General features: G+C 53.9%; 25 protein-coding genes and 1 pseudogene. 15 read left to right on the top strand and 11 right to left on the bottom strand.

Annotated features, from left to right (window positions below):
* Window positions 1-711 precede the first annotated feature (711 nt).
* Window positions 712-1,242 (top strand): plasmid partitioning protein RepB C-terminal domain-containing protein, encoded by a 531-nt coding sequence (locus tag ABLN87_RS09480; RefSeq protein ID WP_353009436.1) that lies wholly within the window; start codon window positions 712-714, stop codon window positions 1,240-1,242.
* 425 nt (window positions 1,243-1,667) lie between these two features.
* On the opposite strand, the gene ABLN87_RS09475 is transcribed toward ABLN87_RS09480, so the two are convergent.
* Complete coding sequence (locus ABLN87_RS09475) at window positions 1,668-2,102, bottom strand: MarR family winged helix-turn-helix transcriptional regulator (protein WP_353009434.1); 435 nt, start codon at window positions 2,100-2,102, stop codon at window positions 1,668-1,670.
* Window positions 2,103-2,241: 139 nt separating this feature from the next.
* On the opposite strand from ABLN87_RS09475, the gene ABLN87_RS09470 reads away from it, so the two are divergent.
* The 3 genes from ABLN87_RS09470 (at window position 2,242) to ABLN87_RS09460 (ending at window position 4,160) form a co-directional block, all read left to right on the top strand.
* The gene (locus ABLN87_RS09470) at window positions 2,242-2,610 is read left to right on the top strand and encodes an antibiotic biosynthesis monooxygenase family protein (protein WP_353009433.1); all 369 of its coding nucleotides are present in this window, start codon (window positions 2,242-2,244) and stop codon (window positions 2,608-2,610) included.
* 37 nt (window positions 2,611-2,647) lie between these two features.
* On the top strand, window positions 2,648-3,091 hold the full coding sequence (locus tag ABLN87_RS09465; RefSeq protein ID WP_353009432.1) for a hypothetical protein: 444 nt from the start codon (window positions 2,648-2,650) through the stop codon (window positions 3,089-3,091).
* Window positions 3,092-3,524: 433 nt separating this feature from the next.
* Window positions 3,525-4,160 carry a LysE family translocator gene (locus ABLN87_RS09460; protein WP_353009429.1) on the top strand — a complete coding sequence of 212 codons (636 nt, stop codon included), beginning with the start codon at window positions 3,525-3,527 and terminating at the stop codon, window positions 4,158-4,160.
* A gap of 352 nt (window positions 4,161-4,512) precedes the next feature.
* On the opposite strand, the gene ABLN87_RS09455 is transcribed toward ABLN87_RS09460, so the two are convergent.
* Complete coding sequence (locus ABLN87_RS09455) at window positions 4,513-5,523, bottom strand: DMT family transporter (protein WP_353009427.1); 1,011 nt, start codon at window positions 5,521-5,523, stop codon at window positions 4,513-4,515.
* Window positions 5,524-5,555: 32 nt separating this feature from the next.
* On the opposite strand from ABLN87_RS09455, the gene ABLN87_RS09450 reads away from it, so the two are divergent.
* The 4 genes from ABLN87_RS09450 to ABLN87_RS09435 all read left to right on the top strand — a co-directional run bounded on the left by ABLN87_RS09450 (window position 5,556) and on the right by ABLN87_RS09435 (window position 8,858).
* Window positions 5,556-6,950, top strand: a complete 1,395-nt coding sequence (locus ABLN87_RS09450) for a PLP-dependent aminotransferase family protein (protein ID WP_353009424.1) — start codon at window positions 5,556-5,558, stop codon at window positions 6,948-6,950.
* 89 nt (window positions 6,951-7,039) lie between these two features.
* Window positions 7,040-7,255, top strand: coding sequence for a hypothetical protein (locus tag ABLN87_RS09445; protein WP_353009422.1), 216 nt, complete (start codon window positions 7,040-7,042; stop codon window positions 7,253-7,255).
* Window positions 7,233-7,928 (top strand): ABC transporter permease, encoded by a 696-nt coding sequence (locus ABLN87_RS09440; protein ID WP_353010248.1) that lies wholly within the window; start codon window positions 7,233-7,235, stop codon window positions 7,926-7,928. Before ABLN87_RS09445 ends, ABLN87_RS09440 begins: the two co-directional genes overlap by 23 nt.
* Window positions 7,929-8,417: 489 nt before the next feature.
* Window positions 8,418-8,858, top strand: a complete 441-nt coding sequence (locus ABLN87_RS09435; protein WP_353009419.1) for an ABC transporter permease — start codon at window positions 8,418-8,420, stop codon at window positions 8,856-8,858.
* Window positions 8,859-8,963: 105 nt separating this feature from the next.
* On the opposite strand, the gene ABLN87_RS09430 is transcribed toward ABLN87_RS09435, so the two are convergent.
* Both ABLN87_RS09430 and ABLN87_RS09425 read right to left on the bottom strand, forming a co-directional pair.
* Entirely contained in the window at window positions 8,964-9,767 is an 804-nt protein-coding gene (locus ABLN87_RS09430; protein ID WP_353009416.1) for a CPBP family intramembrane glutamic endopeptidase, read from the bottom strand.
* A 77-nt stretch (window positions 9,768-9,844) separates the two neighbouring features.
* On the bottom strand, window positions 9,845-10,180 hold the full coding sequence (locus ABLN87_RS09425; RefSeq protein ID WP_353009414.1) for a winged helix-turn-helix transcriptional regulator: 336 nt from the start codon (window positions 10,178-10,180) through the stop codon (window positions 9,845-9,847).
* Between the two features lie 75 nt (window positions 10,181-10,255).
* Here ABLN87_RS09425 and ABLN87_RS09420 point away from each other — a divergent pair, with 75 nt between their 5' ends.
* The 3 genes and pseudogenes from ABLN87_RS09420 to ABLN87_RS09410 all read left to right on the top strand — a co-directional run bounded on the left by ABLN87_RS09420 (window position 10,256) and on the right by ABLN87_RS09410 (window position 13,058).
* Window positions 10,256-10,561: a YciI family protein gene (locus ABLN87_RS09420; RefSeq protein WP_353009412.1), complete on the top strand. Its 306-nt coding sequence runs from the start codon at window positions 10,256-10,258 to the stop codon at window positions 10,559-10,561.
* 299 nt (window positions 10,562-10,860) lie between these two features.
* Complete coding sequence (locus ABLN87_RS09415; protein ID WP_353009410.1) at window positions 10,861-11,724, top strand: sterol desaturase family protein; 864 nt, start codon at window positions 10,861-10,863, stop codon at window positions 11,722-11,724.
* Window positions 11,725-12,275: 551 nt separating this feature from the next.
* Window positions 12,276-13,058, top strand: a pseudogene (locus ABLN87_RS09410) (IS6 family transposase).
* 650 nt (window positions 13,059-13,708) lie between these two features.
* On the opposite strand, the gene ABLN87_RS09405 reads toward ABLN87_RS09410, so the two are convergent.
* Window positions 13,709-14,380, bottom strand: coding sequence for a GntR family transcriptional regulator (locus tag ABLN87_RS09405; protein ID WP_353009408.1), 672 nt, complete (start codon window positions 14,378-14,380; stop codon window positions 13,709-13,711).
* Between the two features lie 117 nt (window positions 14,381-14,497).
* On the opposite strand from ABLN87_RS09405, the gene ABLN87_RS09400 reads away from it, so the two are divergent.
* The 4 genes from ABLN87_RS09400 (at window position 14,498) to ABLN87_RS09385 (ending at window position 18,545) form a co-directional block, all read left to right on the top strand.
* Window positions 14,498-15,496, top strand: a complete 999-nt coding sequence (locus ABLN87_RS09400; protein WP_353009405.1) for a TRAP transporter substrate-binding protein — start codon at window positions 14,498-14,500, stop codon at window positions 15,494-15,496.
* 78 nt (window positions 15,497-15,574) lie between these two features.
* Window positions 15,575-16,060 (top strand): TRAP transporter small permease, encoded by a 486-nt coding sequence (locus ABLN87_RS09395; protein ID WP_170347550.1) that lies wholly within the window; start codon window positions 15,575-15,577, stop codon window positions 16,058-16,060.
* Between the two features lie 10 nt (window positions 16,061-16,070).
* Window positions 16,071-17,354, top strand: a complete 1,284-nt coding sequence (locus ABLN87_RS09390) for a TRAP transporter large permease (protein WP_353009403.1) — start codon at window positions 16,071-16,073, stop codon at window positions 17,352-17,354.
* A 45-nt stretch (window positions 17,355-17,399) separates the two neighbouring features.
* On the top strand, window positions 17,400-18,545 hold the full coding sequence (locus ABLN87_RS09385) for an alpha-hydroxy acid oxidase (RefSeq protein ID WP_353009401.1): 1,146 nt from the start codon (window positions 17,400-17,402) through the stop codon (window positions 18,543-18,545).
* A gap of 24 nt (window positions 18,546-18,569) precedes the next feature.
* On the opposite strand, the gene ABLN87_RS09380 is transcribed toward ABLN87_RS09385, so the two are convergent.
* The 6 genes from ABLN87_RS09380 to ABLN87_RS09355 are packed head-to-tail and all read right to left on the bottom strand — an operon-like array spanning window position 18,570 to window position 22,403.
* Window positions 18,570-18,983 carry a methylglyoxal synthase gene (locus tag ABLN87_RS09380; RefSeq protein ID WP_353009398.1) on the bottom strand — a complete coding sequence of 138 codons (414 nt, stop codon included), beginning with the start codon at window positions 18,981-18,983 and terminating at the stop codon, window positions 18,570-18,572.
* Window positions 18,964-19,482 (bottom strand): 2,4'-dihydroxyacetophenone dioxygenase family protein, encoded by a 519-nt coding sequence (locus ABLN87_RS09375; RefSeq protein WP_010437260.1) that lies wholly within the window; start codon window positions 19,480-19,482, stop codon window positions 18,964-18,966. The genes ABLN87_RS09380 and ABLN87_RS09375 overlap by 20 nt, the downstream gene beginning before the upstream one ends.
* A 9-nt stretch (window positions 19,483-19,491) precedes the next feature.
* The gene (locus ABLN87_RS09370) at window positions 19,492-20,193 is read right to left on the bottom strand and encodes an SDR family NAD(P)-dependent oxidoreductase (RefSeq protein WP_353009396.1); all 702 of its coding nucleotides are present in this window, start codon (window positions 20,191-20,193) and stop codon (window positions 19,492-19,494) included.
* Complete coding sequence (locus tag ABLN87_RS09365) at window positions 20,190-20,816, bottom strand: 2-dehydro-3-deoxy-6-phosphogalactonate aldolase (protein ID WP_353009394.1); 627 nt, start codon at window positions 20,814-20,816, stop codon at window positions 20,190-20,192. Before ABLN87_RS09365 ends, ABLN87_RS09370 begins: the two co-directional genes overlap by 4 nt.
* A complete protein-coding gene (locus ABLN87_RS09360; RefSeq protein ID WP_353009392.1) occupies window positions 20,813-21,733 on the bottom strand; it encodes a 2-dehydro-3-deoxygalactonokinase in 921 nt (306 codons plus the stop codon). Before ABLN87_RS09360 ends, ABLN87_RS09365 begins: the two co-directional genes overlap by 4 nt.
* The gene (locus ABLN87_RS09355; RefSeq protein ID WP_108861947.1) at window positions 21,714-22,403 is read right to left on the bottom strand and encodes an RraA family protein; all 690 of its coding nucleotides are present in this window, start codon (window positions 22,401-22,403) and stop codon (window positions 21,714-21,716) included. Before ABLN87_RS09355 ends, ABLN87_RS09360 begins: the two co-directional genes overlap by 20 nt.
* Window positions 22,404-22,407: the final 4 nt, after the last annotated feature.

Genomic DNA, 22,407 nt, shown 5'->3' with positions numbered 1-22,407 from the left:
CAGCATGATTTCCTTGAAAGGCTGTCATTTTCGTAAGGATGATGTACTGCCATCTAAAAACTTTGCTACAGAACCGGTGCACGTGGTCTGTGCTATTGTAACAAAAAGGACAATGGATGAAAAAAAGAACCCGGCGCGAGGCCGGGTCAGTTATGCAGCACGGGGAGAGCTGCAGGAGGAAGAGTGCTTGCCTCTGAGGACGTATTTACGCGCCTACGACGTCAAGTCGTGGACGCGACACCAGAGGGAAAAAGGTGTCGTTGCCCAGAGTTAGAGCATCCAAAATTTCGTGCTGGGTCATCCCCATTACTTTGAGCAACTCCGCAGCGACGGTCGCCGCGATCGGTAGAGCGATCTTATAGCCACGTCCGGAAAATCCGCTTGCCAGATATGCAGGCTTCAGTGATGGCAACCATCCAACGACAGGTCGGCTATTCGAGGTATAGCCATCTACGCCCACGTGGCCGCCGCTTGGATGTGCCCGGCCAAAGTTCGGTACGCACTTTGTTACCCTATCTAAGGCATCTTCAACATGGGCCTGGCTCAGGTTAGGGCCGCGCGCCCACTGGCGAACGACCGCGTAAAAGCCTGTCGGTCGAAAGTCTGCTCAAAACTTATGAAAACGATGTCGAGAAAAAGAAGGTGTTGCTGAGAAAAGCAACTGCTACGCGTAGCGAACTGCTCTTTCTGACACAAGCGCTCAAGACCCTGATGACTGACGAAAACTTCGTCACTTTGGCGAGCGCGCTTAATGTCAACATCAAGACCCTGAAGCAGAAACGCCAGCTTCTGGATGGTATCTGCGATGAGGCAGCGGAACTGCTGAAAGACAAACAAGTGGCTTTGACCGGGTTTCAGATTCTGAAAAAGATGAAGCCAATCCGCCAGATTGAAGCGGCGCAACTGATGGTCGCCATAAATAGGTCCACGATCAATTATGCCCGATCGCTTCTGGCCGCGACGCCCGAGCGCCAGTTGGTATCAGCGGCAACGCCAAAAAAGATCAAAGGCATTTTGCGCGAACAGCTGGAGCTGATGGAGCGCGAGTCTGCCAATCTGGAACGCGAGGTCCGCCTTGTCGAAGACAGCTACGGCGCGGACCATCTCGATCCGGTCCTGACACGCGGGTACATCGCGAAACTGATGCGCAGCGATCAGATCACACGCTACCTTTCGCTGCACCATGAAGCATTCTTACCCGCGTTTAAAAAGATCACAGAAAACGAGGCCTTCACTTCCTGAACCCTCACGGCTGATTGGAGTTGTTTTTGGGGCCCGGACCCATCAAGCGCGGGGACCGCAGGAGACGCCGCACTGTGGGGCGGATCAAGCGCGGCGATGGGGAGGACGGCGAACCCGTCGGAGCCCATCCTGCCGGGCTAGACGCCCGGCAGGATTCTCGATGGTCTGTGCGTGTTTCCCGATACAGAGGTACGCGCAGACAACTTTTGGCCGAAATGCCTCACCATAGCGAACCGCGAACATCTTTGAAGCGGTACAATGTGAAGCGATATCTGGTTCAGTGGTTTTTTCATCTGCTTGTCAAAATGCTCCAGCAAATTAATGCGCCTGATAACGACCATTGATAGCGCATGCTGATACCAACTGCGATGAGCCAGTCTCAATTGATGCTGCGATCTGTATTTGCATCAGCTTTGGGTCGGGCTCTATCCTTGTCGTATTGAGGCTTCTTCAAGCCGTGTTTTGAGACGACCAATAACATTTTGCGCAGTGGCAATCTCATCTGGCGACAGGCCCTCCGACAGTTCATTCGCCCATGGGATTTGCTTCGCAATCGCGGCTTCGTACAACTCCTGCCCCTTTCGAGTCATGACAACCAAGTGCGCCCGCTTGTGGTGTGGGTTCGGCTGAAACTCCACCATGCCTTCTTTGCTCAATTCATTTATGATCCGTTGTACGCCCTGCCGGTGAACGCCCATCGTCCGTGCATGCCAGGCAACGGATTCCGGTCGATCAGAATAGGCGATGGCACCAAGAATCTGCCATCGGGCACTTGTTAGACCGAGTTCTGATACGAGGCGATCACCAGCAAGCTGCAATCGACCGTTCAGCCGAAACACATCCAGTATCAAGGCTGTCACGGCTTCTCCTTCTTCGGTCCTTCGCGCATCCGGCATGTCGATTCCTCATTTTATTTGACAACGTGTTGTCATTGTGTTTGATGCCTCCTAAATATGACAACATGACACCAAAATGAAGCTACTTTCAAGGAGCACCGAAATGGTAAATTTCAAACCCCTCGACCCGGAGTTTCCCATTGAACGGCAATTGGACATCGACGCTGGATCCGTCGTTCTCGTCAATCTCTTCACAGTCGATCCCGTTGACCAAATCGCCTTGGTTGAAGCTTGGAAGAGCGATGCCCAATGGATGAAAAAGCAGTCGGGTTATACTAGCACCCAATTGCACAAAGCCGTTGGTGACGGCAGCATGTACCTGAACTACGCGGTCTGGGAGTCTGTTGCGGACTTCCGCGCGGCGTTTTCAAACCCCGAGTTTCAGCAGCAGCTCAGCCACTATCCCTCAAGCGCTGTGACAGCACCCCACCTATTCGAGAGGGTTGCGGTGCCGAATTGCTGCACGGCCTGACGAAATCCTTTCCAAAAGCCAATTTGAGTGAACCGCTATGAAAACAAAGATTCACGCCATCGCGGGCGGCATCGGCTTTGTGATGATCCTCCTCTTCTGGACATCAACGATCACCAGCGAGCTCTTTGCGAGCCATGAAGCAGTCGCAACCGTCAAGGCATTGATCCTGAAGGGAATGTTCATCCTCATACCGGCAATGGCGATTGCTGGCGGATCGGGCATGGCAATGGGCCAGAAACGCAAAGATGCGCTTACGAAAGCCAAGAAAACCCGCATGCCTGTCATTGCGTTGAATGGTTTGCTGATCCTCGTACCAGCCGCCTGGTTTCTGGCCGGTAAGGCCGCCACTGGCGAATTCGACAGCACCTTCTACACTGTTCAGGTGATTGAGCTGATCGCCGGGGCGGCCAACCTCACGATGATGGGATTGAACATTCGCGATGGTTTAAGAATGACCGGCAAGATTCAGCGCCCACGCTGAAAGCTCGATTCTAATCCAAGTGCTAGCGAAATTGCCGTCATTCGAGCGAAGGCGACGAATTGGTGCATTGTTGTGCCAAGAGGATATCAAGATACACCCAATACAATGTCGGCCTACTGGTCGCTTAGAACAACCAAAGCTTGAAAGTGCTAACCTCAACAAACCGCGAACATCCTTGTAGCGGTTTTATGTAAAGCGATCTCTGGTTGAGTGATAACCGTTCAATGGAACAAGTACGAAAGGCTGCCTCGCGGACAATCCAGTCCTTAGATGCAATTGCAAGAATGCCCGCTGTTAGGTCCCGTGGTACATAGTTTGTCAAACCATTGACAATACCGAACCACCTCGTCCTAGATGAGGCGATTGCATGACGGAACAGAGCATTTTCAATGATCTACGCGCAATTCTCATAACCAGGCTAGGAGAATTAGAAATGGAATTTGAAACTTGGCTAGCATTCGTAGCTGCCTCTTCCGTCTTTTTGATCTTCCCAATTGGTCCGACAATCCTTCTTGTGATTACGTTCGGACTTTCAAATGGACCCAGAATAGCGCCGGTTGCTGCGTCCGGCGTTGCCTTAGGGGACATGACGGCAATGACGGTCTCGCTAGCGGGGCTCGGTGCGTTGATGATGGCTTCGGCAGAGATTTTCACAGTGTTTAAATGGGTGGGGGCGGCGTATCTTATTTGGCTTGGTATTCGAACAATTCGATCAGCCCAAGACGGCGGCCTGGAGGCCGAACAAGCTGGACCGCGCATCAGTTCCCACCGGATTTTCCGTCAGTGTTATGGTGTGACAGCATTAAACCCTAAGCCCATCGCTTTCTTCATTGCGTTTGTGCCCCAGTTTATCAATACCGCAGCACCTCTCTTGCCTCAGTTTGTCGCGGCCATTGCAACGTTCACCTGCCTTGCCTGGTTGAATACCTATTTCTATGCGCGACTTGCCAGCCGAATGCGAAACGTGATCCGTCGTCCTTCTGTTATTGTTTGGTTCAAGCGTGTCAGCGGTAGCATCTTGATCGGGATGGGACTGGCAACGCTCACTTTACGGCGGTCCTCGGTGTGACCGAGCTCAACAGAGCCTGAGCGACGACGTTTCCTAACTCTAGAACGATGCTGTGTAAATCGCTGCCTCGAAAAAACAAAATCACCCGTGACGCCTGATGTTGCTGACGAGCGCTTCGACTGTATGGCAAACGATGGTCACATAGAAGTATCCAATTGGCAGACTTGCCCTGATCAGCTTGGAAACATCAAATCAGCGCTTTTTTGGCTTTAGAGCTGTATGCTTTTCGACCGCGCCCGCTCGTTCCCGCTCTCGTGGCGTAGGTCTTTCAGAGGCCTTCAGTGTCTCCGCGCGTTCAAGTCCATCCATTCGTGTCGCAGTTAAGATAGCCTTGGCATAGATGCTCAGCATTTCAATGCCTTCCTGCCCGGACAGCAGGTTTGACGGTGGCTTTGCGCAACCCGGAAAGTGTCAGCCCATATATACAGGCAACAACAACGACCAACGCCAAAATCTGATAAGCCTCCACAGTTTCGCCAAGCAACGGTACCGCCAGCACCATGGTCAGCGCCGGCCAAGGGGTGGTGAACGAACTTGCAAGCGAAACGTCGATGTGACGGACAGCATAGAACCAGACGATCAGCTCAAGGAAGTAGACCAGCCCCATGACGGCTGACATTGCCTTGAACACCGCGTCGATACCGGCAACCAAACCGGACGGGACTGCGAATGCAAGGACCGCCAGTAAAAACAGTGTTGAGATTGTTACTCGAAAAAACGTCACCTGTGCAGGTGTAACCTGAGTATTGCTAAGCTCTTCCTTGATGATGACATGCGCGATACTCCAAAGCAGAGGCACCCCGAGAGAGACAAGGAACCAAGGCGATAGGCCCGACATAAGGAAGGTGCCGCCCGTTCCGAGGAAGTAAAGCGTGCCGATCAGAACGACAGTCAGGGCCAGCTCGAGCGGCGTTTTCCGCCGCCTCAGGAACAGGGACTCCCAAAGGATGGCGAAGAGGGGATAGGCTTGAATTGCGATGGCGGCGTTGGTCGCACCTGCCTTTTCCACGCCCAGAACATAGAGATAGGTCGAGAGCCCGAAAAGCGCACCTGTGAAGAGCGCGACGAGGATCATCCGGTAGCGTTCACGCCGGGACAGATCAATTCCGAAGATACCTTTGGTACCCCTGCGCAGTTCCCATCCAAAAACTGGCGCTGCAAACACCACCTGCCAAACGGAAAGTGCAAAGGCGAAGCTGAGCGCCCCGACATCGGACGGGCGCAAGTTGGATATGATCGGCATAACCCCAAGCAGAGTGAGGCTGACCAGAGAAAGTGCGATGCCTTTGCTTACTGACGGAGAGAAAATAGCTATGTCCGAAATCCCATTAACGGTATTGACGGGGCCTTGAATTGCACCCACAACAATACCAATGCAATTAAAATATTGATCTGATGGCAATTTGGATACCTGATCTGTCAAACCGCGAAGGCCCAAAGTATCTCCAGATTCTTGAGGCTATGGCGGAAGATATTGCGTCGGGTAAGTTGGCCGCAGGAACACGCCTCCCGCCGCACCGTGAACTCGCCTACCAACTGAATATCTCGCCTAACACGACCAGCCGTGCCTATGCAGAGGCCGTGAAAAGAGCGCTTGTCAGAGGTGAGGTCGGGCGCGGAACGTTCGTCCGGTCAGCTTATGCCAGTCTTGATACGGCAGAACCCGAGACATTGCATCGCGCCAAAAGCGGTCCAATCGATCTGTCGCAGAACCTGCCGATTCCCGGCTTTTCCGAACCTCACATTCGCCGCGCCATGTCAGAGATCGCATGTGACGCAGGCTTGCGCGCGCTTCTTGATTATCAAACAGATGTTGATCTGGTGCACCACCGCGAGGCAGGCCAGGCCTGGTTGTCCGAGTGCGGCTTAGAAGCCTCGGTAGATAGCATTGTTCCTGTCATTGGCGGTCAACACGGCATAATGTGCACCCTGATGGCGCTCTTGGAACCAGGTGACTTGTTGTTGGTCGAAGCGCTGACATACACTCCAGTTCTGGCAATGGCGTCACGTCTCAACCTACAAACAGGAGCAGTTGCGATGGATGCGCAGGGGTTGGTTCCTGAGGCTTTTGATGCGTGGTGCCGTGAGGCAAAGCCCAAAGCGCTCTATCTGACACCAACGTTACAAGCGCCTACAACTGTGACCCTTTCGGTGGAACGGCGGACTGAGATCGCGCGGATCGCTGACTGCTACGGGGTAATTGTGATCGAGGATGATGTCTTTGGGCCGCTAAAACCCGACAAACCTGCGCCTATCGCGCAATCCGCGTCCGAGACGGCAATCTATGTGACCAGCCTATCCAAAAGCGTCGCGCCTGGATTGCGCGTCGGTTTTCTTCATGTGCCCAGAAAAATCGCACCTGCCCTGCACCAATCCGTCAACATGAGTGTCTGGATGACGCCACCGATGACTCTTGAAGTGGCAAGCCGTCTGATTGTAGACGGAACAGCCGCCCAACTGGCCCGGCAGCAGCGTAGAGCTGCAAATCGCCGCCAGCGGATCGTTCAGCACAAGCTGGGAACGAAGTTAGTAAAGCAAGCTCCCGACGGCTTCCACCTTTGGTTACCTCTGCCGGAAGGGTGGCGAGCTGATGTCTTCAGCTCGAATTGCGCCCGTCTGGGTGTTTATGTCAGTGAGGGCCGTAGCTTTGCCATGAACGGCGATGATGCACCGGAGGCGATCCGTATTTGTGTTAGTCACGAACAGAGTGAAGAAAGGCTTTTGCAGGGATTGGATGTTATTGTCGGCGTACTTGCACAAAAGCCAAGCGGATTTTCACTGACTATTTGAGATAAGGTTGGCCAAGATTTGTCGCTAGTTGCTACCGTTCGAGCATATCGCAGCCTCTAGTGATCAGCAGATTATTGGGACCCTGTCGGGTGGCAATCAACAAAAAGGTCATGTTAGGTCGCTGGCTGGCCTCGGGTGCACATATGTTTTTGATCGAAGAGCCGACGCGCGGTGTCGATGTCGGGGCAAAGGCTGAAATCTATGCGTTGCTGCGCTATCTGGTTTCTGAGGGCAAATCCGTTGTCGTTCTATCGCGCGAAATGAATGAGCTGATTGGTAGCGGTGGTCGTCACGCTTCCCATTGATCCGATGGTCGCCATATTTCTTGCAATCGGAATTGCTGTGATTGTGGGCGCCATAAATGGCGCATCGGTCGCCATTCTAGATATACACCCGATCATTGCGACCCTTTCGACAAGTACAGTCATCACAGGTATTGCGCTTACGATCCGGCCAACGCCTGGCGGCGGGGTGCCCGCTTGGCTTGCGGCAAGCGTTGGCTATGACGTTGCAGGCATCCCGGGCGAATTGCTCTGGTGTATGCTTGCGATGGCAGCGGCGCTATATTTGTTGGAACGCACCAAGTTCGGACTTTATGTCTTTGCTATTGGTGGCTCGGCAGAGAACGCGCGCTTGGCCGGCATCAATGTCATCCGAGTAACAATCATGTCCTACGTCACCTGTTCGTTTTTTGCGGCAACAGCGGGCTTGTTCATGGCGGTGCGCATCTCGTCCGGCGATGCCCTTATTGGGTTGCCCTTTACCCTGACTGCCATAACCGCAGTGGCCCTAGGCGGGACACAGTTCACCGGCGGACTCGGCGGGGCCAAAGGCACGTTGTTGGGCTGTATGCCGTTGGCGTTTCTCAGCAATGGAATGAACTTACTGAATGTGTCCCCATTCCTGCAATCCATCTTGAGTGGTTTGCTTTTGTTGGTCGCCGTGGGCTTTTCGCGCCGCAAGACGGTCCGAATTTGACATGACGAGTACCTCTACAACTCAACAAGCACCGAAATCCACAAGTGCCATCAAAGCGTTCGGGCGCGGCTTCCTGAGGTTACCACCTTCTGTCTATGTGATCGCCTGTCTTGTGGCCGTGTCATTCGCCATCGTGCCTGTTCTGACCAAATTGCCATTTCAGATGGTCATTCTAAGACAAGCCGCCCCGGTGGGCCTTGTGATTTGTGCCCAATTGTCGGTGATGCGAGCCAACTCCATTGATCTGTCGGTTGGCGGTGTTTTTATCTTGATGAATTGCCTCGTAACCAGCTCGGCGTTCTCTGGGCTGCCCGAGATCTTCTCGCTATTCTTGCCCGTGATGGTTGCGATTATGGTCGGTGCGATCAACGGGTACTTCATTGCCGTATTGCGGTCCTCTTCGGTTGTCGTCACCCTTGCTATGGGGTCAATTTTGCTTGGCGTGGTGCTCTACCTCAGCAGTGGCAGACCCCCTGGGTCGGCTGGTGATTGGTCAAATGGCTGGGTGTCGGAAAATTCGGCGTCGTCCCGGTGGCGGCCATTATCTGGATTGCTCTGGCCCTTATGCTGGAGGTTTATCTGCGCAAAAGCATCTACGGCCGATACATTCGGGTCATAGGTTCGAACACGACTGCGGCGGGCCTGTCTGGCATTCCGGTTGCAAAGACATTGTTTGTTACCCACGTCATGGCTGCCGGGTTTGCGGGTCTTGGTGGCGTACTGCTTGCGGGCTACATCGGCATGGGGTCGGTAAAAATTGGAACTGACATTGCTATGACATCGATTGCCGGCGTCATTCTGGGTGGCATCACTTTCGGCAAGGGACGCAAAAGCATCATCGGCGCAATCCTTGCCGCATATGCGCTGGCCTACATCTTTAACATCATGACAGCCCTCAGATTTTTGCCTACAAAGATACGGTGCTGTTGAAGGTCGCGGCTCCATTGTTTGAGCATAGGGGTTTAATTTACCAACATTGGTTGGAACGAAACCTCTGCCTCTAGCCCCTGTAATAGGCCGGGTCTGACGTCTAGCTTAGCTGCGCTTATACTTACGTTGGCGGCCGCGAAGCCATAGCAAAAATAGTAACTGTATCAAGATAACTGCAATGGCTTCGGGCCGAAGCGCCAGAAAGGGTTGCTGAGACACAGTTGCCAGTTTTGCATCGGCAAAGGGTGCGGAAAGAACACCTAGGATTGTATGAGAAAAGACCATGGGCCAGATACTGCGCGTGCGTTCTTGCACATAGCCATAGATCACGGTCGTCACATAAATGCTCAGCACAAACAACCCGGCAAACTGCCAAACGGGTAAGCCATGGAAGTTTTGCGCTAAGGCAAAGTAAGGGATGTGCCAGCTGGCCCAGACCAAAGTGATGATCAGATCACGGCGACCCGCAGAAATACCCAATGCGTTCAGCTTTGGATAGAGATATCCACGCCAGCCGATCTCTTCGGCCAGTGCAAAAAGAAATAGTGGAATAGCCTGCGCCCCAGCGACGGCAAGGATCTTGCCAGCAGTATCGGGGCCAAACTTGAACACACCTGACATTTGGCCGAGCAAACCCACAAGGAAATAGGCAACCGGAAACAGCAAAATCAGCCGCAAATATTCCCCACCGTTTCCGCGGATATTTGGGGCAATAGCACTGTCGCTCCAACCATCCCCTCCAAAGCTGCGCAAACCAAGAGCCATGAGTGCGGGGGAAAGCACAAAGAGCAGACCACCAGCCTCTATGCCTTGCAAAATCAAAAAGGCACCCAGGGTTGCAAGTGTCATGACCCCACACACAAAGATAGAGATGTTTCGCAGGCTGGCTGTTAGGCCTGTCGCGCGCATGTAGAGGCTCCTTAGAAGATGGGTTGGTTCCAGATCTGCAGACCAGAACTGATGATCCTGACGGCTACCTCACAGCGCTAGCCGCCTTCATCCAGAACGGCCGCCCAATCCCTGGACCAGTCTCGCAATGGATCAAGGGTCTTCATCAGATGATCGCCAAGCGATGTCAGAACGTATCCTTCGTTTTGGTTCTCGACGAGCAAGCTCGCCCGCAGCTCCTTCAAGCGCGTGTTCATAACAGAAGGCGACACACCTCCGCAGGCCTTTTGCAAAGCGCGAAAGCTCTTGGGGCCGGAGCGCAGTTCCCAAAGCAAGCGCATCGTCCATCTGCGCCCCAAAAGATCGAACAGAGCCATGATCGGCTGACCAGAATGAGAGCCTCTGCTGGGAAGGCCGGGAAGAGGGGTTGCCATTTAGCTTCTCTTTTAGTAGCGGTTAGATGCTTCGATTATAGTAGCGCTCATTTAATGCGATGAGAAGGAGAAAAAATGTTCCTCGTTGATATGACTTTCACCGATCCAAACAGTATCCCACCCGAGAAAACCGCAGCTCATCGCGACCATATGGTCGACGAATACGCTAAGGGTAATCTGATGTTTGGCGGACCAAAGTCACCAAGAACCGGAGGTTTCATTTTGTCGACGCATCGCGACCAGACAGATCTGCTCGCCTTGTTGCAAAAGGACCCTCTCGTTGTTGCCGGGCTGGCCCAGTTTGAAATCACAGAGTTCAAACCCGTTATGGCAGCTCAAACTTATGCTGAAGTGTTGGGCGATGAGTTGAGTTACTTCTGATGGGCTCAAACGGTTGTCTTTTTTGAACCATCCCAGCCTAGATGGCGTACTCTTCAGAAACGAAACAGCACTAACCCCACAGGACTCACAGCAAGAAAGCTATCTGAGGAAACGAACCTCGCGCCCTCGACCTTGTCCCATCAATTACACGCGATGGAGACGAGTACTGTTATTCATCGCCATGCAAGCGGGCCGTGCACGTTGACCACTCTTAATCTGCCTAGTCTTAAAGGTATCACCTCTGTTCTGACGCAGCTTTGCTGCACAATCGAGCATACATCTGAAGGAGAATTCACGTCGTGATCTCTCAATTTAAGTCCCAACTCTTCCTCCTCAGTCTTCTAGCCTTTGTCGGAGGGATATTCCTTTGGACGCTGGGCAACCCGCTGCAAGAAACCTACTTAGGGCTCGCATCGCTGTTTTTAATTGGCCTCTCGCTTGTTATCGAGCGATTGGCCCCATTGCACCGGGATTGGAACATTGACACGGGTGATACAGTCGGCGACATCGGCAGCTTTGTTGTTGTGTTTGGGATCATTGACAGCGCGCTAAAGTGGTTATCCCCTTTTGTCATCCTTGCACTGTTGCCAAACACAAACACCACTTTAGGCTGGCCACTTTGGGCGCAAATTACAGCTGCCACATTGCTAATCGAGCTGGGGGCCTGGGCGAGCCATTGGGCTCATCACAAATACAAACCGCTCTGGGCGCTACACGCGATGCATCACAGTAGTGAACGACTTTACACTCTAAATGGCTTTCGGTTTCATCCGTTGAACCATATTCTGAACCATCTGATCATGTTCCTTCCGCTCCTGGCTCTTGGCTTTTCGAAAGAAGCACTATTAGGTTATACGGCTCTCGCCTTGCCGGTGACGCTGTTTCAGCATTCCAATGTTGGCTTTCAGTTCGGGATGTTCAGCTATCTGTTCAACACCAACACAGTCCACCGCTGGCACCACTCTGCGGCTTATAATGAAGGTATGCACAACTTTGGTCGCGCGTTCGTTGTTTGGGATCATATATTCGGAACTTACTACCATCCGTCAGATGAGAACGAACCTGCGATCATCGGATTGTCCCTTGGCGGCCCATCCTATCCCCCGCCCAACCAAACGCTTCCGCAGATCTGCTGGCCCTTCGCAAAAGACTGCTGTCAATGAGGTCGAGTCGCAACTCCTCAGACTATAAATCAAATTGTTCTGCAAAATGTCATCAAAGGACCGTTTAAGTGCATTTATTCATACTTCGCTCATTTGGCACCATCTACGTTGTGAATGCGTTTACCATGTGGTTTGCCCCCATGTGGTGGTACGAGACCGTTCCCGGCCTTACGATGATGGGCCCGTTCAACTCGCACTTTGTGCGCGACATCGGTTTGATCTACCTCGTGTCCGGGCTCGGACTGATCTATGGTGCACGCGCTCCGCATGTCGCTCTATTCGCAAGCCTTTGGCCCATCTTGCACGCGCTTTTCCACGCCTGGATCTTTGTTCAAAGAGGTATGCCTCTCGATCTCATTGCAGCAACGAACCTAATCCTAATTCAACTGCCAGCCTGGTTATGTCTCTGGAGTGCACTTGATCGACTCAAAGACTTACATAGGCCGGGGAACAATTCTCAGTTGTAAGCTGGATGAACCGCTGAAAGCGGTTGCCAGACGTTGAGGCATTGCCAATTTGATCGCGTTGTCCTTCTCGGACAGCGCGGTACCATGATCATACCGACCTCATTGCCGCGGCTGAAGGGCTTCCGTTTTCCTCGCGAAATCATCGCCTATGCGGTGTGGGCATATCATCGGTTTGCTCTCAGCACCGCGGATGTCGAGGACCTCTTGGCGGAGCGTGGTGTCATCGTCAGTCCTGAAGCGGTTCGTCTCTGGGCGAACCGTTTCGGGTCTCAGTTCGCGGCTTGTTTCCGTCGCGACCGGCCCCGGCCGCACGACAAATGGCATATGGACGAAGTGGTCGTCCCGATCAACGGCGTGAAACATTGGCTGTGGCGTGCAATTGATGGCAACGGAGACGTACTCGACATTATGATCCAGCCTCGCCGCAATGCCAAGGCCGCAAAGGGTTTCTTCGGCCGACTGGTTGCTGCCTATGGCGAACCGCGTGTCGCGATCACGGACAAGCTGCGCAGCTTGTACCAAGCCGATCAAGGCCATCGCGCCGGTCGCCGACCATCGGGCGCACAAGGGGCTCAAAAACCGGATCGAAGGGTCACACCGGCCGACGCGAAAGCGGGAAAAAATGATGGGTCGGTTCAAATCACCGCGCCAAGCGCAACGATTTTTCGTCCCCGCCGCGATCACCTTTCCACTCTCTCCTACCGCCATGCCAGAGCCGACGCGTTCAAGCTGTGGGATGGTTACCCTCGCCTGATAGCAGACACTGCGGCCTTGTGCAGCATCTCGTTAAAGCCAGCTTGGGTGCTTACACCCCAAGCAAGTCACACGCGTAGCATACTTCTGTTTTCTGCCCATTTTTTTGTATAGTTAGGCCGGTTTGCACCCTACTTGTGACGATCTAGCTCACCCAGCCGCACTTGTTCCGGGCCAGCGGGATTTGGACGAGCCAAACGCCTCTGGCCGTCAGGGGGAAAGCGCCGCCTTCCCCCTCGGGCAACCCTATTAGGCAACACCGTGTCCTCGGCTTCGCCTGCGGGCCGCACCACTATTGTCGAATAGCATTGCCTCGCCCCCATCCGCGTTCGCCACGTGGCAGATCAGCAGGAACCGGCGCCTTCGGCGTCTGATCTGCAAATCAGCCCTGATTTTCCCAAAAGGGAAGTCAGGATCATTGAAATCGGTCTAGGTGCTGGATGAAGGAAGTGAGGCGAAAATGGCAAGGTTCTGTCGCTGGTGACAAAACTATGTGTCGCCTGACAAGTTACTGTGGAACGTCACTGATATTTGACTCAATCGACAGACAAAACCTCAATAAATCGGCCATTCACGTCATTCATTTCTGACCCAATCGTCAAACATTTCTGACCCAACACAAAAAACGCCCTCTAATCTTGGCCACGGCCCATGTCTCAGAACAACCCAACTCCGCTATTTTGACGTTAGGTTGCCCGCGCACGCGACATTAGATTTGCTGCCAGATGCGCTTTTGGTGAACATCGTGACCAAATGGTGGGCACCTATGCTTGCCTTAGACCAACCAAATCGGAGTAAGAACGCTCACCGCGAGTGATTTGACGTTTGAGGGTGTTCGTTGCTGCTTTTACTTTACCCTCGCCCAATAGCGATGTGATCGCTTGATGTTCCTTGAAAGATTTCTTCGTTCGATTGGAACGCTTGGACAGATGTGTCCGCATTGTTTGGACGATATCACTGACTTTTTGATATCCATCCCGCAGGTAACTGTTTCCGCAGGACCTGAAAAACGCGTCGTGAAACTCGGCGTCAAGTTCCAAGTACTGCTCGAATTCATCCACTTCCTGCGCTTCTGACATCTTAGAAACAATTGTAGCCAGCTCATTGATCAGAACCGAAGGGTTCTTTTCAAGCGACTGCTCCAAAGCTGCGGATTCTAGGATGAGCCGATACTGGCAAAGCTGCACCACGTCCTCTTGAGAAAGAGAGAATACAAAGGCTCCTCGATGAGGAAAGATCTGAACGAGGCCCTGAAGATTCAAAGCTGATAGAGCTTCGCGAATCGGAGTTTTGCTGATGCCCATGGCATTTGACAACTTCACTTCCGGCAACGATTCACCCAATTGAAACGTGCCATTGATTATGCCTTTTCGGATATGTTCTTCAGCAGTTTTACTCAACGAATCCGGGCGCTTAATCTGCAAAATCTCGGTCATTTTCACTTCGTCCTATTTCGTCTCTCTAACACAATAGCACATGTAAGCTTGATTTCTATATTATATCTGATATCTCAGATAATAGATCAAAAATAACTAAATCCGTGGGAGGATACCTTGTTCAAGAAATCAACATTGGCGCTTGGCTTCGTCATGTCAGCCGGGCTTGCTTTTGCAGCATCCGCTGAAACAGTCATTAAGGTTGGGCATGGCGCAGCAGAAGCGTTTCATATGCATCGCGCGCTACTGAAATTTGAAGAACTGGTCGAAGCTGGCTCGAATGGTGAGATCGACGTACAGATATTCCCTTCGTCGCAGATGGGCCCTGATCGCGAAATGATCGAAGGTGTTCAAACCGGCGTTCTGGAAATGGCCATTCCTCCTTCCTCTTTCTTCGCGGGCTGGGATCCGGCTTTTGCAGTAATTGAACTGCCCTACATGTATTCCTCCAAGGACATCGCCTTTGATGTTCTTGATGGTGATGCTGGTGATGGCATGCTTGCACGGGTCGAAAACCAGGGATTGGTAGGTCTTGGCTGGCTTGAATTGGGTGTACGCAATGTGACCAACAATGTCCGCCCGGTTGCAACCCCCGCAGATCTCGAGGGTGTCAAGCTACGTACCATGAAGGTTCCGGCGCATGTGGCGACATTCGAAACGCTCGGGGCCAACCCGACGCCAATGAACTTTGGTGAGGTCTATTCTGCTCTCCAGCAAGGCGTGATCGACGGCCAAGAAAACCCCCTGGCGATCATTACCTCACAGCGTTTCTACGAGGTGCAGAAATACCTTTCGACCACGGGCCATGTCTTTGCGGTCTATATGCCCGTCATCTCCAAACCGTTCTTTGACTCGCTGTCCGCAGAGCATCAGCAACTGGTCCGGGACTCGATGGCCGCCGCACGTGACTATCAGGCGGAACTGGTCGCAAGCGAAGATGCGGAACAGCTGGAACAGATCCGTGCTGCTGGTGTCGAGATTCTGGAACTGACTGCCGAGCAGCGACAGGCCTTTGCAGACAAAACCGAAAGCGTCCGTCTGCAGTATCGCGACGAGGTTGGCGCCGAAGCCTATGACGACTGGGTAGCAGCGGTTTCCGCAGCGAGCGGAAGCTGACCCTCGGACTACTCAGCCAATACGGGCACCCGTGCCATTAAGGTTCGGGTGCCCCTTTCGTTCAAGGGGAGGTGAACGGTGTCGGTTATCAAATGGATCGATATGAATGCCGAAAAGGTCTTAGCCAGTGCACTTCTGGCCGCGATTGTCTTGTTGATCTTTGGCAATGTGTTCATGCGCTACATTCTGAATGCCTCTCTTTCATGGGGCGAAGAGCTAACGCTTTGGCTGTTTGTATGGTTTGTCTGGCTTGGCGTCAGCTATGCATTCCACACAGGCGATCATGTGCGTATCACGGTCCTGCGTGATGTCCTGAGCGAGCGCGCAAGGCTTTACGCGGATGTTGTGATCGCGCTTCTTGTCCTTGGATTTCTGATCGTTCTGACAATTGAATGCATCAAGCTGATCCGACAGCCTTTTGTCGCCAGCCAGACTTCGGTCGTTTTGGGGCTACCGATCCCAATCCTTTATGCTTCGGCGCCGATTGGCGCGGGCCTGTCCGCGATCCGCGTCACTCAACATCTGTTCCGAACCCTGCGTCTGATCGCAGGAACCAAAGCGTGAGGAACCCGGCATGCTTGCAACAACGCTTTTCTTGACGCTCTTCGCCCTGTTGCTCTTCAGCGTGCCTATTGGCATCTGTCTGGGCTTGGCCACTATGATCGTGATGGTCTTTGTAGATGGCACCCCACCCATGGTTCTTTTGGCACGGTCCGTGGTAACAGGCGCGGACTCCTTTCCTCTAATTGCCGTCCCTCTGTTCATATTGGCAGGCGACCTTATGCAGCACGGCGGAATGTCTCGTCGACTGGTTGGGTTCGCCAATGCACTGATCGGGCATATCCGGGGTGGGCTGGCTTATGTGAACGTGCTCGCCTGTGTGTTTTTTGCCGCCATATCCGGCTCATCTCCTGCGACCGTAGCCGCCATCGGGTCGAACATGATCCCCGAGATGGAAAAGGTCGGCTATGCACGCAAGTTCAGCGGCGCATTGACGGCATCCTCAGGAATGATCGGCGTTATGATACCGCCAAGTATTCCCTTCATCATCTATGGTGTTACTGCCGAGGTTTCGATCGGCAAACTGTTTCTTGCAGGCGTTGTTCCTGGAATCCTTTTTGCCCTCATGTTCATGTTGGTCGCTCGTGTTCTGCTGCGAAAGGACGAGGTTGTTCAGCAATCGACGACTACGTTCTCAGGCCCGGGCGTCTGGCAGAGCTTCCGCTCTTCTATCTGGGCGCTTCTAGTACCCGTGATTATTCTTGGGGGCATCTACAGCGGCATCTTCACCCCAACCGAAGCGGGTGCCGTGGCCGTAGTCTATGCCGCTTTCATCGGCATCTTCGTCTATGGAGACATCACCCTCAAGGACCTGCCAGAGGTTTTGGCGGGCAGTGCAAAGACCAGCGGGACCATTCTGATATTGGTGATCATGGCGACCGCCTTTGGCAGGTTGATCACGCTCGCAAGAATCCCGACAGAGCTCGCAACAACGATCACCAGCCTGTCCGACAACCCAATCATCATCCTGTTGCTGATCAATCTGCTGTTGTTGGTGATCGGAATGTTCATGGAGACGATTTCGTCGATCATCATCATGACGCCGATCCTGCTGCCGGTTGCAACCGCGCTGGGTGTCGATCCGATCGTTTTTGGTGTCATCTTGACGGTCAACCTGGCCATTGGGTTCTGCACACCGCCATTGGGTGTAAACCTGTTCGTGGCCAGCAGCATTTCGAAGGTTTCCATCGAAAGCCTAAGCCGGGCGATCCTGCCATTCTTTGTCGGCATGCTGATCTTGTTGATGTTCATCACCTATGTGCCCGCAATTTCCTTGGCCCTGCCATCCCTTTGGTGACCGACTGAGGAGCTTCAAACGTTAGACAACGAACAGAGGACCCGGATGGATCTGGACCTTTCCCACCCGTCGATAGAAGACCTTCGGAAAACCGCACAAAAGCGCATTCCGAAGTTTGCCTTCGAATACCTCGACAGCGCGACCGGCCGGGAGCTGGGGTTGAAGGTCAACCGGGACGCACTTGATGCCATCGGATTTATGCCGCGTGTACTATGCGGCCGAACAAAGGCCGACCTGCAGACTACATTGATGGGTCAAACTTACGATCTGCCATTCGGGATAGCACCGGTAGGCATGTCCGGCCTAATGTGGGCAGGAGCAGAGCGGATGCTTGCAAAGGCAGCGGTTGCTCACAACATTCCGTTTTCGCTGTCGAGCGTGGCGGTTGCTTCACCGGAAGATGTGGCACCTTACATTGGCAAAAATGGATGGTTTCAGCATTACCCGGTGAACTCCAGCGATTTGCGCCGCGCGATGCTGCCGAGGATTAAGGCAGCGGGATTTCACACGCTGATTATCACGGTGGACGTTCCAGAAGAGAGTCGGCGCGAACGACAACGCCGCGCCAATCTGACGGTGCCTCCAAAAGCTGACCTGCGCACGCTGACTGAAATGGCATCACGACCCGCCTGGTGCCTTGCGCATCTGCGCGAAGGTATCATGCCAAGAATGCGGTTCTTTGACGATTACGTCCCGACACGCGGGCGAGAAAGCTTTACCCATGCAGGCGCTCTGATCCGTGGGATTCCTGATTGGGACTACCTGCGCGAACTGCGGCAGGAATGGGAGGGCCACCTGATCGTCAAGGGTGTCCTGCGGCCGGAGGACGCGCAAAAAATGGTGGCCGAAGGCGTGGATTGCATCTGGGTCTCAAACCACTCAGGGCGTCAATTCGAAGCCGGGCCCGCTGTGATTGACCAACTCCCGAACATCCGCGAGGCGGTCGGAATAGATGTGCCACTGATCTACGACTCTGGCGTTGCCTGGGGATTGGACATCATGCGCGCACTGGCCAAAGGTGCAGATTTCGTCATGGTCGGACGCGCCTTTCAGTATGCCGTTGCAGCGTTCGGAGCACGAGGGATCGACCATCTCGTTCACATCTTGAAAGCTGACATTGAGGCCAACATGAGCCAGCTTGGCAGCGAAAACCTCGGCAGTCTGGCAGAGCACCTTCTGAGAACTGGCTGATCGGCGCTTGCGGCGCGTGGCGTATCAGACAGGCGTGTTGTCTTCCCCGTCAATCAGCCCCTTCACGATCAGATCCGCAGTTGAGCGCGAACATGCCATTGGCAGATCATACACTGTTGCGAGACGGGTCAGAGCCTTAACGTCGACATCATGTGGCATGGGCGACAGAGGGTCGACAAAGAAAATCAATGCATCCAGTTTCTCTTCGCAGATCATGGCGCCGATCTGTTGGTCGCCTCCGAGTGGTCCGCTTTTCAGGCAGGTCACATCCAGTTCTGGATAGGCTTGCTTAATGCGACTACCAGTGGTCCCTGTCGAAAAGATTTGTACTCTGGACAGGCGGGCCAATTGCAGACCCACCCATTCAACGATTTCGTCCTTTCGCGCATCATGCGCTACAAGCGCGAAACGCGGCGCATCACCGGATGAATTGTTCAACGTAATCTTCTCCAAGACCGACTTCCCCGAAATGTTTTCGGCACAGATCAATCTTGGTAAAGACATCTTCGTAGCCAGTGACCTTGCCCCACGGATCAACATAGCACATCACGCCATTGACCTGGAAATAGGTGACCATCTCTTCAACATCGTCGGGAACGACCAAAGTATGTGTCTCACCCGGCGGCTCAAAGACATATCCCCCCTCTTCCGCAACCCAATCATGTTCCAGATAATGCCAGCGCCCTTTCAGGACAAAACCGTGGACTGGCTGTGGATGGCGGTGCCGCGAAAGAACACCAGCTTTGCGCACTTTGAGAAGGTTCATCCAATAACCTTGCGAGCGGTTCAGGCACAGCGGTCGGAACCAGACGTTCTCTGCCTGCGGAACCCATAGCCTGTCGTCTTCGCTCATGGCATTCGGGATCACGATCTCGTCTTGCGCATCCTTGGGGAATGGCAATTGATATGGCATTCGGGCGGTGTCATCGTCATTCATAGATTTTCCTCACATAGCGAGATAACCGCCATCGACCGGATAGACCGATCCGGTCACGAAACTGGCGTTTTCACTCAAAAGCCATTGCACAAGCGCACCGACTTCTTCGGGTTTCCCCCAGCGCTTCATTGGCGTACGCGCCATGATCCCCGCTGTTCGTTCAGGGTCTTCCTGAAGGCCCTGGGTCATCTCTGTCTCAATCCAACCCGGCGCGATGGCATTGACCCGGATACCGTCTTCGGCCCAGCGACCTGCGAGCGCCTTGGTCAACTGTGCCACGCCGCCCTTAGAAGCGGAATACGCCGGAACCAAAGGCCCACCAAAGGTACTGAGCATGGAGGCAGTGTTGACGATGGCCCCACTCGCTTCAGCCAACAATGGATGCGCGGCAAGACAGCAGCGCATGGTGCCTGTCAGATTCACATCGAGCACCTTGGTGAAGACGTCGATGTCATATTCTTCGCCACGCAAAAGAATACCTGCGCAGTTCACCAAGGCATCGAGACCCGTGAGTTCGCCGAATACATCATTGATGGACGTCTGGTCGGTGACATCCAAGAGCTGCACCTTTAACCCGTCCCGAGGCTCGAATGCATCCAATTCGGATTGGGAGGCGGATGCGGCAATGACGGACCAACCTGCGTCTGCCAACGACCGTGCAACACCCGCACCAATCCCTCGCGTTCCGCCCGTTACAAGGGCCTGTTTCATCCAAGTTCCTCCAATACACTGGTGAAGGCGCGCGCGCGCCTGCCGATATCATCCAATGTATAGCTCGGTTTGAACAGTGCGGAGCCCAGCCCATATCCATCTACACCCGCGGCATGATACGGCGCCATCGTATCCGGCGTTATGCCCCCTACCGCAGCGACGACTGCGTCTGCAGGCAATACGGCGCGCATGGCAGCAATGGCAGCTGGCGGCACCATTTCCGCCGGAAAGAATTTGAGGACCGATGCTCCGATATCCAACGCCGTAAAGGCCTCGGAGGGGGTCATGACTCCTGGACACCAATAAAGATCCCGCGCGACAGCGGCGCGCCCGACGTCCGGGTTCATATTGGGCGACACGATGATCCGCCCGCCTGCATCAGCAACCGCCGCGACATGATCCACAGTCAACACTGTGCCAGCGCCGACGATGGTTTGAGCGCCATGTTTCACGACGATCTGCCCTATCGATTCCAGCGGGTCCGGTGAGTTGAGCGGCACTTCGATGATCCGAAACCCGGCATCGAAGAGTACATCAGACACCGGGCGCGCATTTTCTGGTGCCAGCCCCCGCAAAATCGCAATCAGCGGGTTCTCGGCAAGAGCTGCAGTGAGGTCAATCATCCAACCAACCCCGCAGCGCGAGCAATCAGAAAATGCCCTTTCGCAACGATATCATCTGGCGCGCGACGGCTGTCGAAACCAGCAGTTCGAAGCGCTATTTCGTATCGGTCGGACAAGTCGCTGCGTCCAACAACAGTGATCGTGCCGACGTCTTTTACTTCGCCGGTCGCGGCAGCAACCTCGGTCCCGATCAACAAGCCCGACAAGTAGTCGGCCGTGGCAACCTTTGGGATTTTGCCCATGAGAGGAAGCGTCCGAACATGAAACAGGCTGTGCAGCAGGTTCGACTCACCACTGAGGCCCGCCTTTACGCCCATCACGAATGCGTCTTCGCTGAAGGCGTCCTCCTTCATCAATGTGCCAAGGATCGTGTGTTCTTTCAGCGCCGAAAAGATCTCACCTGTCATGTAAGTCGAGAAATCCACGATCTTCCCATCCGCAACCTGAACCCATTTGCTGTGCGTTCCTGGCATCACGAACATACCTTCGCTTAATCCTAGTGAAGATGCCCCGATGATCTGGGTCTCCTCGCCGCGCATTACGTCCGGTCCTCCAGCATGTTCTGTCGAAGCACCTGTCACAAAATGAATGCGCGCTCCGTTGGCCGCTTCGTGCGGGACCAACGCTCGCGCAAGACCGCCAGCACTCAGCGGCATTTCGGCATACTGCGTTTCGACCCAGCCATTGCGGCTGGTGATCATGCCGGATGCCAGGATCGGCAGTTTAGCGCTGGCGACCCAAGGGCCGATGAGACGATCAAGGACCGACTCAAAGGTTTGTCCCGCAACCTGCATGATACCTTCAGGCGACGAGACCCCATCGATCACCTCGCCCTCCGCACCAATTAGAAATGCACGAAACGATGAAGTGCCCCAATCTACGCCGATCAGCGCTGGCTCAGATGCGACCGAATTCATTCAGCAGATCCTCAACGGTTTTGCCTTGGGCCACCCATTTACGGGTTTCCTCTTCACGGTCAGCCTGCTCTTGAGCAAGGCGCACGGTTTCTTCGGCAATTTCCTGTGGAACCACGACGACGCCCATTAGATCAGCTACAATGAAATCTCCGGGGTTTACCACGACGCCCCCACAGGCGATTGGCACATTGATCGAAAGTTCTTCTTTACGTTCTGAAAACATCGTGTGCGTTCCGCGCGGCGTGATCGCGCGCGTCCAAATCGGCCAGTTGATGTCTTCCAACTCATCTGTGTCACGCCCAGTGCCATCGACGATCATACCCCGAATGCCACGGTTCTTGGCCAGACCACCCATTAAACCGCCGCAGACTGACGTTTGACGATCACCACCCGCGTCCACAACGATCACGTCCCCGGGTTGTCCCATTTCCAGCGCCCTCAAAGGATCGACCAGATCGCCTTTTGAAAGCTGAACCGTCACGGCCTGGCCTGTCACCTTGGCGCGGAAAGCGGGCTTGATGGCGCTGTCCATCACACCTGTTCGGTACTGAACATCCGCAAAAATGGCAGCGGCAGAGTACGCCTCCAACACCTTGTCGAATTTTTTGAGAAGTTCCGGGTTTCTTTCAAAATCATTGAAAACCCTGAGGTCCGTGCTGACGTCTGGCATTCTT

The organism is Ruegeria sp. SCP10 (assembly GCF_040329495.1).
Taxonomy (GTDB): domain Bacteria; phylum Pseudomonadota; class Alphaproteobacteria; order Rhodobacterales; family Rhodobacteraceae; genus Ruegeria.
This window is presented reverse-complemented; position numbering and strand designations above follow the sequence as displayed.

Coding starts and splice junctions, on each gene's coding strand:
- ABLN87_RS09470 (WP_353009433.1), top strand. CDS start 2,242: ATGGTAAATTTCAAACCCCTCGACCCGGAGTTTCCCATTGAACGGCAA.
- ABLN87_RS09385 (WP_353009401.1), top strand. CDS start 17,400: ATGGATCTGGACCTTTCCCACCCGTCGATAGAAGACCTTCGGAAAACC.
- ABLN87_RS09460 (WP_353009429.1), top strand. CDS start 3,525: ATGGAATTTGAAACTTGGCTAGCATTCGTAGCTGCCTCTTCCGTCTTT.
- ABLN87_RS09405 (WP_353009408.1), bottom strand. CDS start 14,380: ATGACCGAGATTTTGCAGATTAAGCGCCCGGATTCGTTGAGTAAAACT.
- ABLN87_RS09420 (WP_353009412.1), top strand. CDS start 10,256: ATGTTCCTCGTTGATATGACTTTCACCGATCCAAACAGTATCCCACCC.
- ABLN87_RS09375 (WP_010437260.1), bottom strand. CDS start 19,482: ATGAATGACGATGACACCGCCCGAATGCCATATCAATTGCCATTCCCC.
- ABLN87_RS09390 (WP_353009403.1), top strand. CDS start 16,071: ATGCTTGCAACAACGCTTTTCTTGACGCTCTTCGCCCTGTTGCTCTTC.
- ABLN87_RS09465 (WP_353009432.1), top strand. CDS start 2,648: ATGAAAACAAAGATTCACGCCATCGCGGGCGGCATCGGCTTTGTGATG.
- ABLN87_RS09355 (WP_108861947.1), bottom strand. CDS start 22,403: ATGCCAGACGTCAGCACGGACCTCAGGGTTTTCAATGATTTTGAAAGA.
- ABLN87_RS09430 (WP_353009416.1), bottom strand. CDS start 9,767: ATGCGCGCGACAGGCCTAACAGCCAGCCTGCGAAACATCTCTATCTTT.
- ABLN87_RS09450 (WP_353009424.1), top strand. CDS start 5,556: ATGGCAATTTGGATACCTGATCTGTCAAACCGCGAAGGCCCAAAGTAT.
- ABLN87_RS09425 (WP_353009414.1), bottom strand. CDS start 10,180: ATGGCAACCCCTCTTCCCGGCCTTCCCAGCAGAGGCTCTCATTCTGGT.
- ABLN87_RS09360 (WP_353009392.1), bottom strand. CDS start 21,733: ATGAATTCGGTCGCATCTGAGCCAGCGCTGATCGGCGTAGATTGGGGC.
- ABLN87_RS09365 (WP_353009394.1), bottom strand. CDS start 20,816: ATGATTGACCTCACTGCAGCTCTTGCCGAGAACCCGCTGATTGCGATT.
- ABLN87_RS09480 (WP_353009436.1), top strand. CDS start 712: ATGACTGACGAAAACTTCGTCACTTTGGCGAGCGCGCTTAATGTCAAC.
- ABLN87_RS09370 (WP_353009396.1), bottom strand. CDS start 20,193: ATGAAACAGGCCCTTGTAACGGGCGGAACGCGAGGGATTGGTGCGGGT.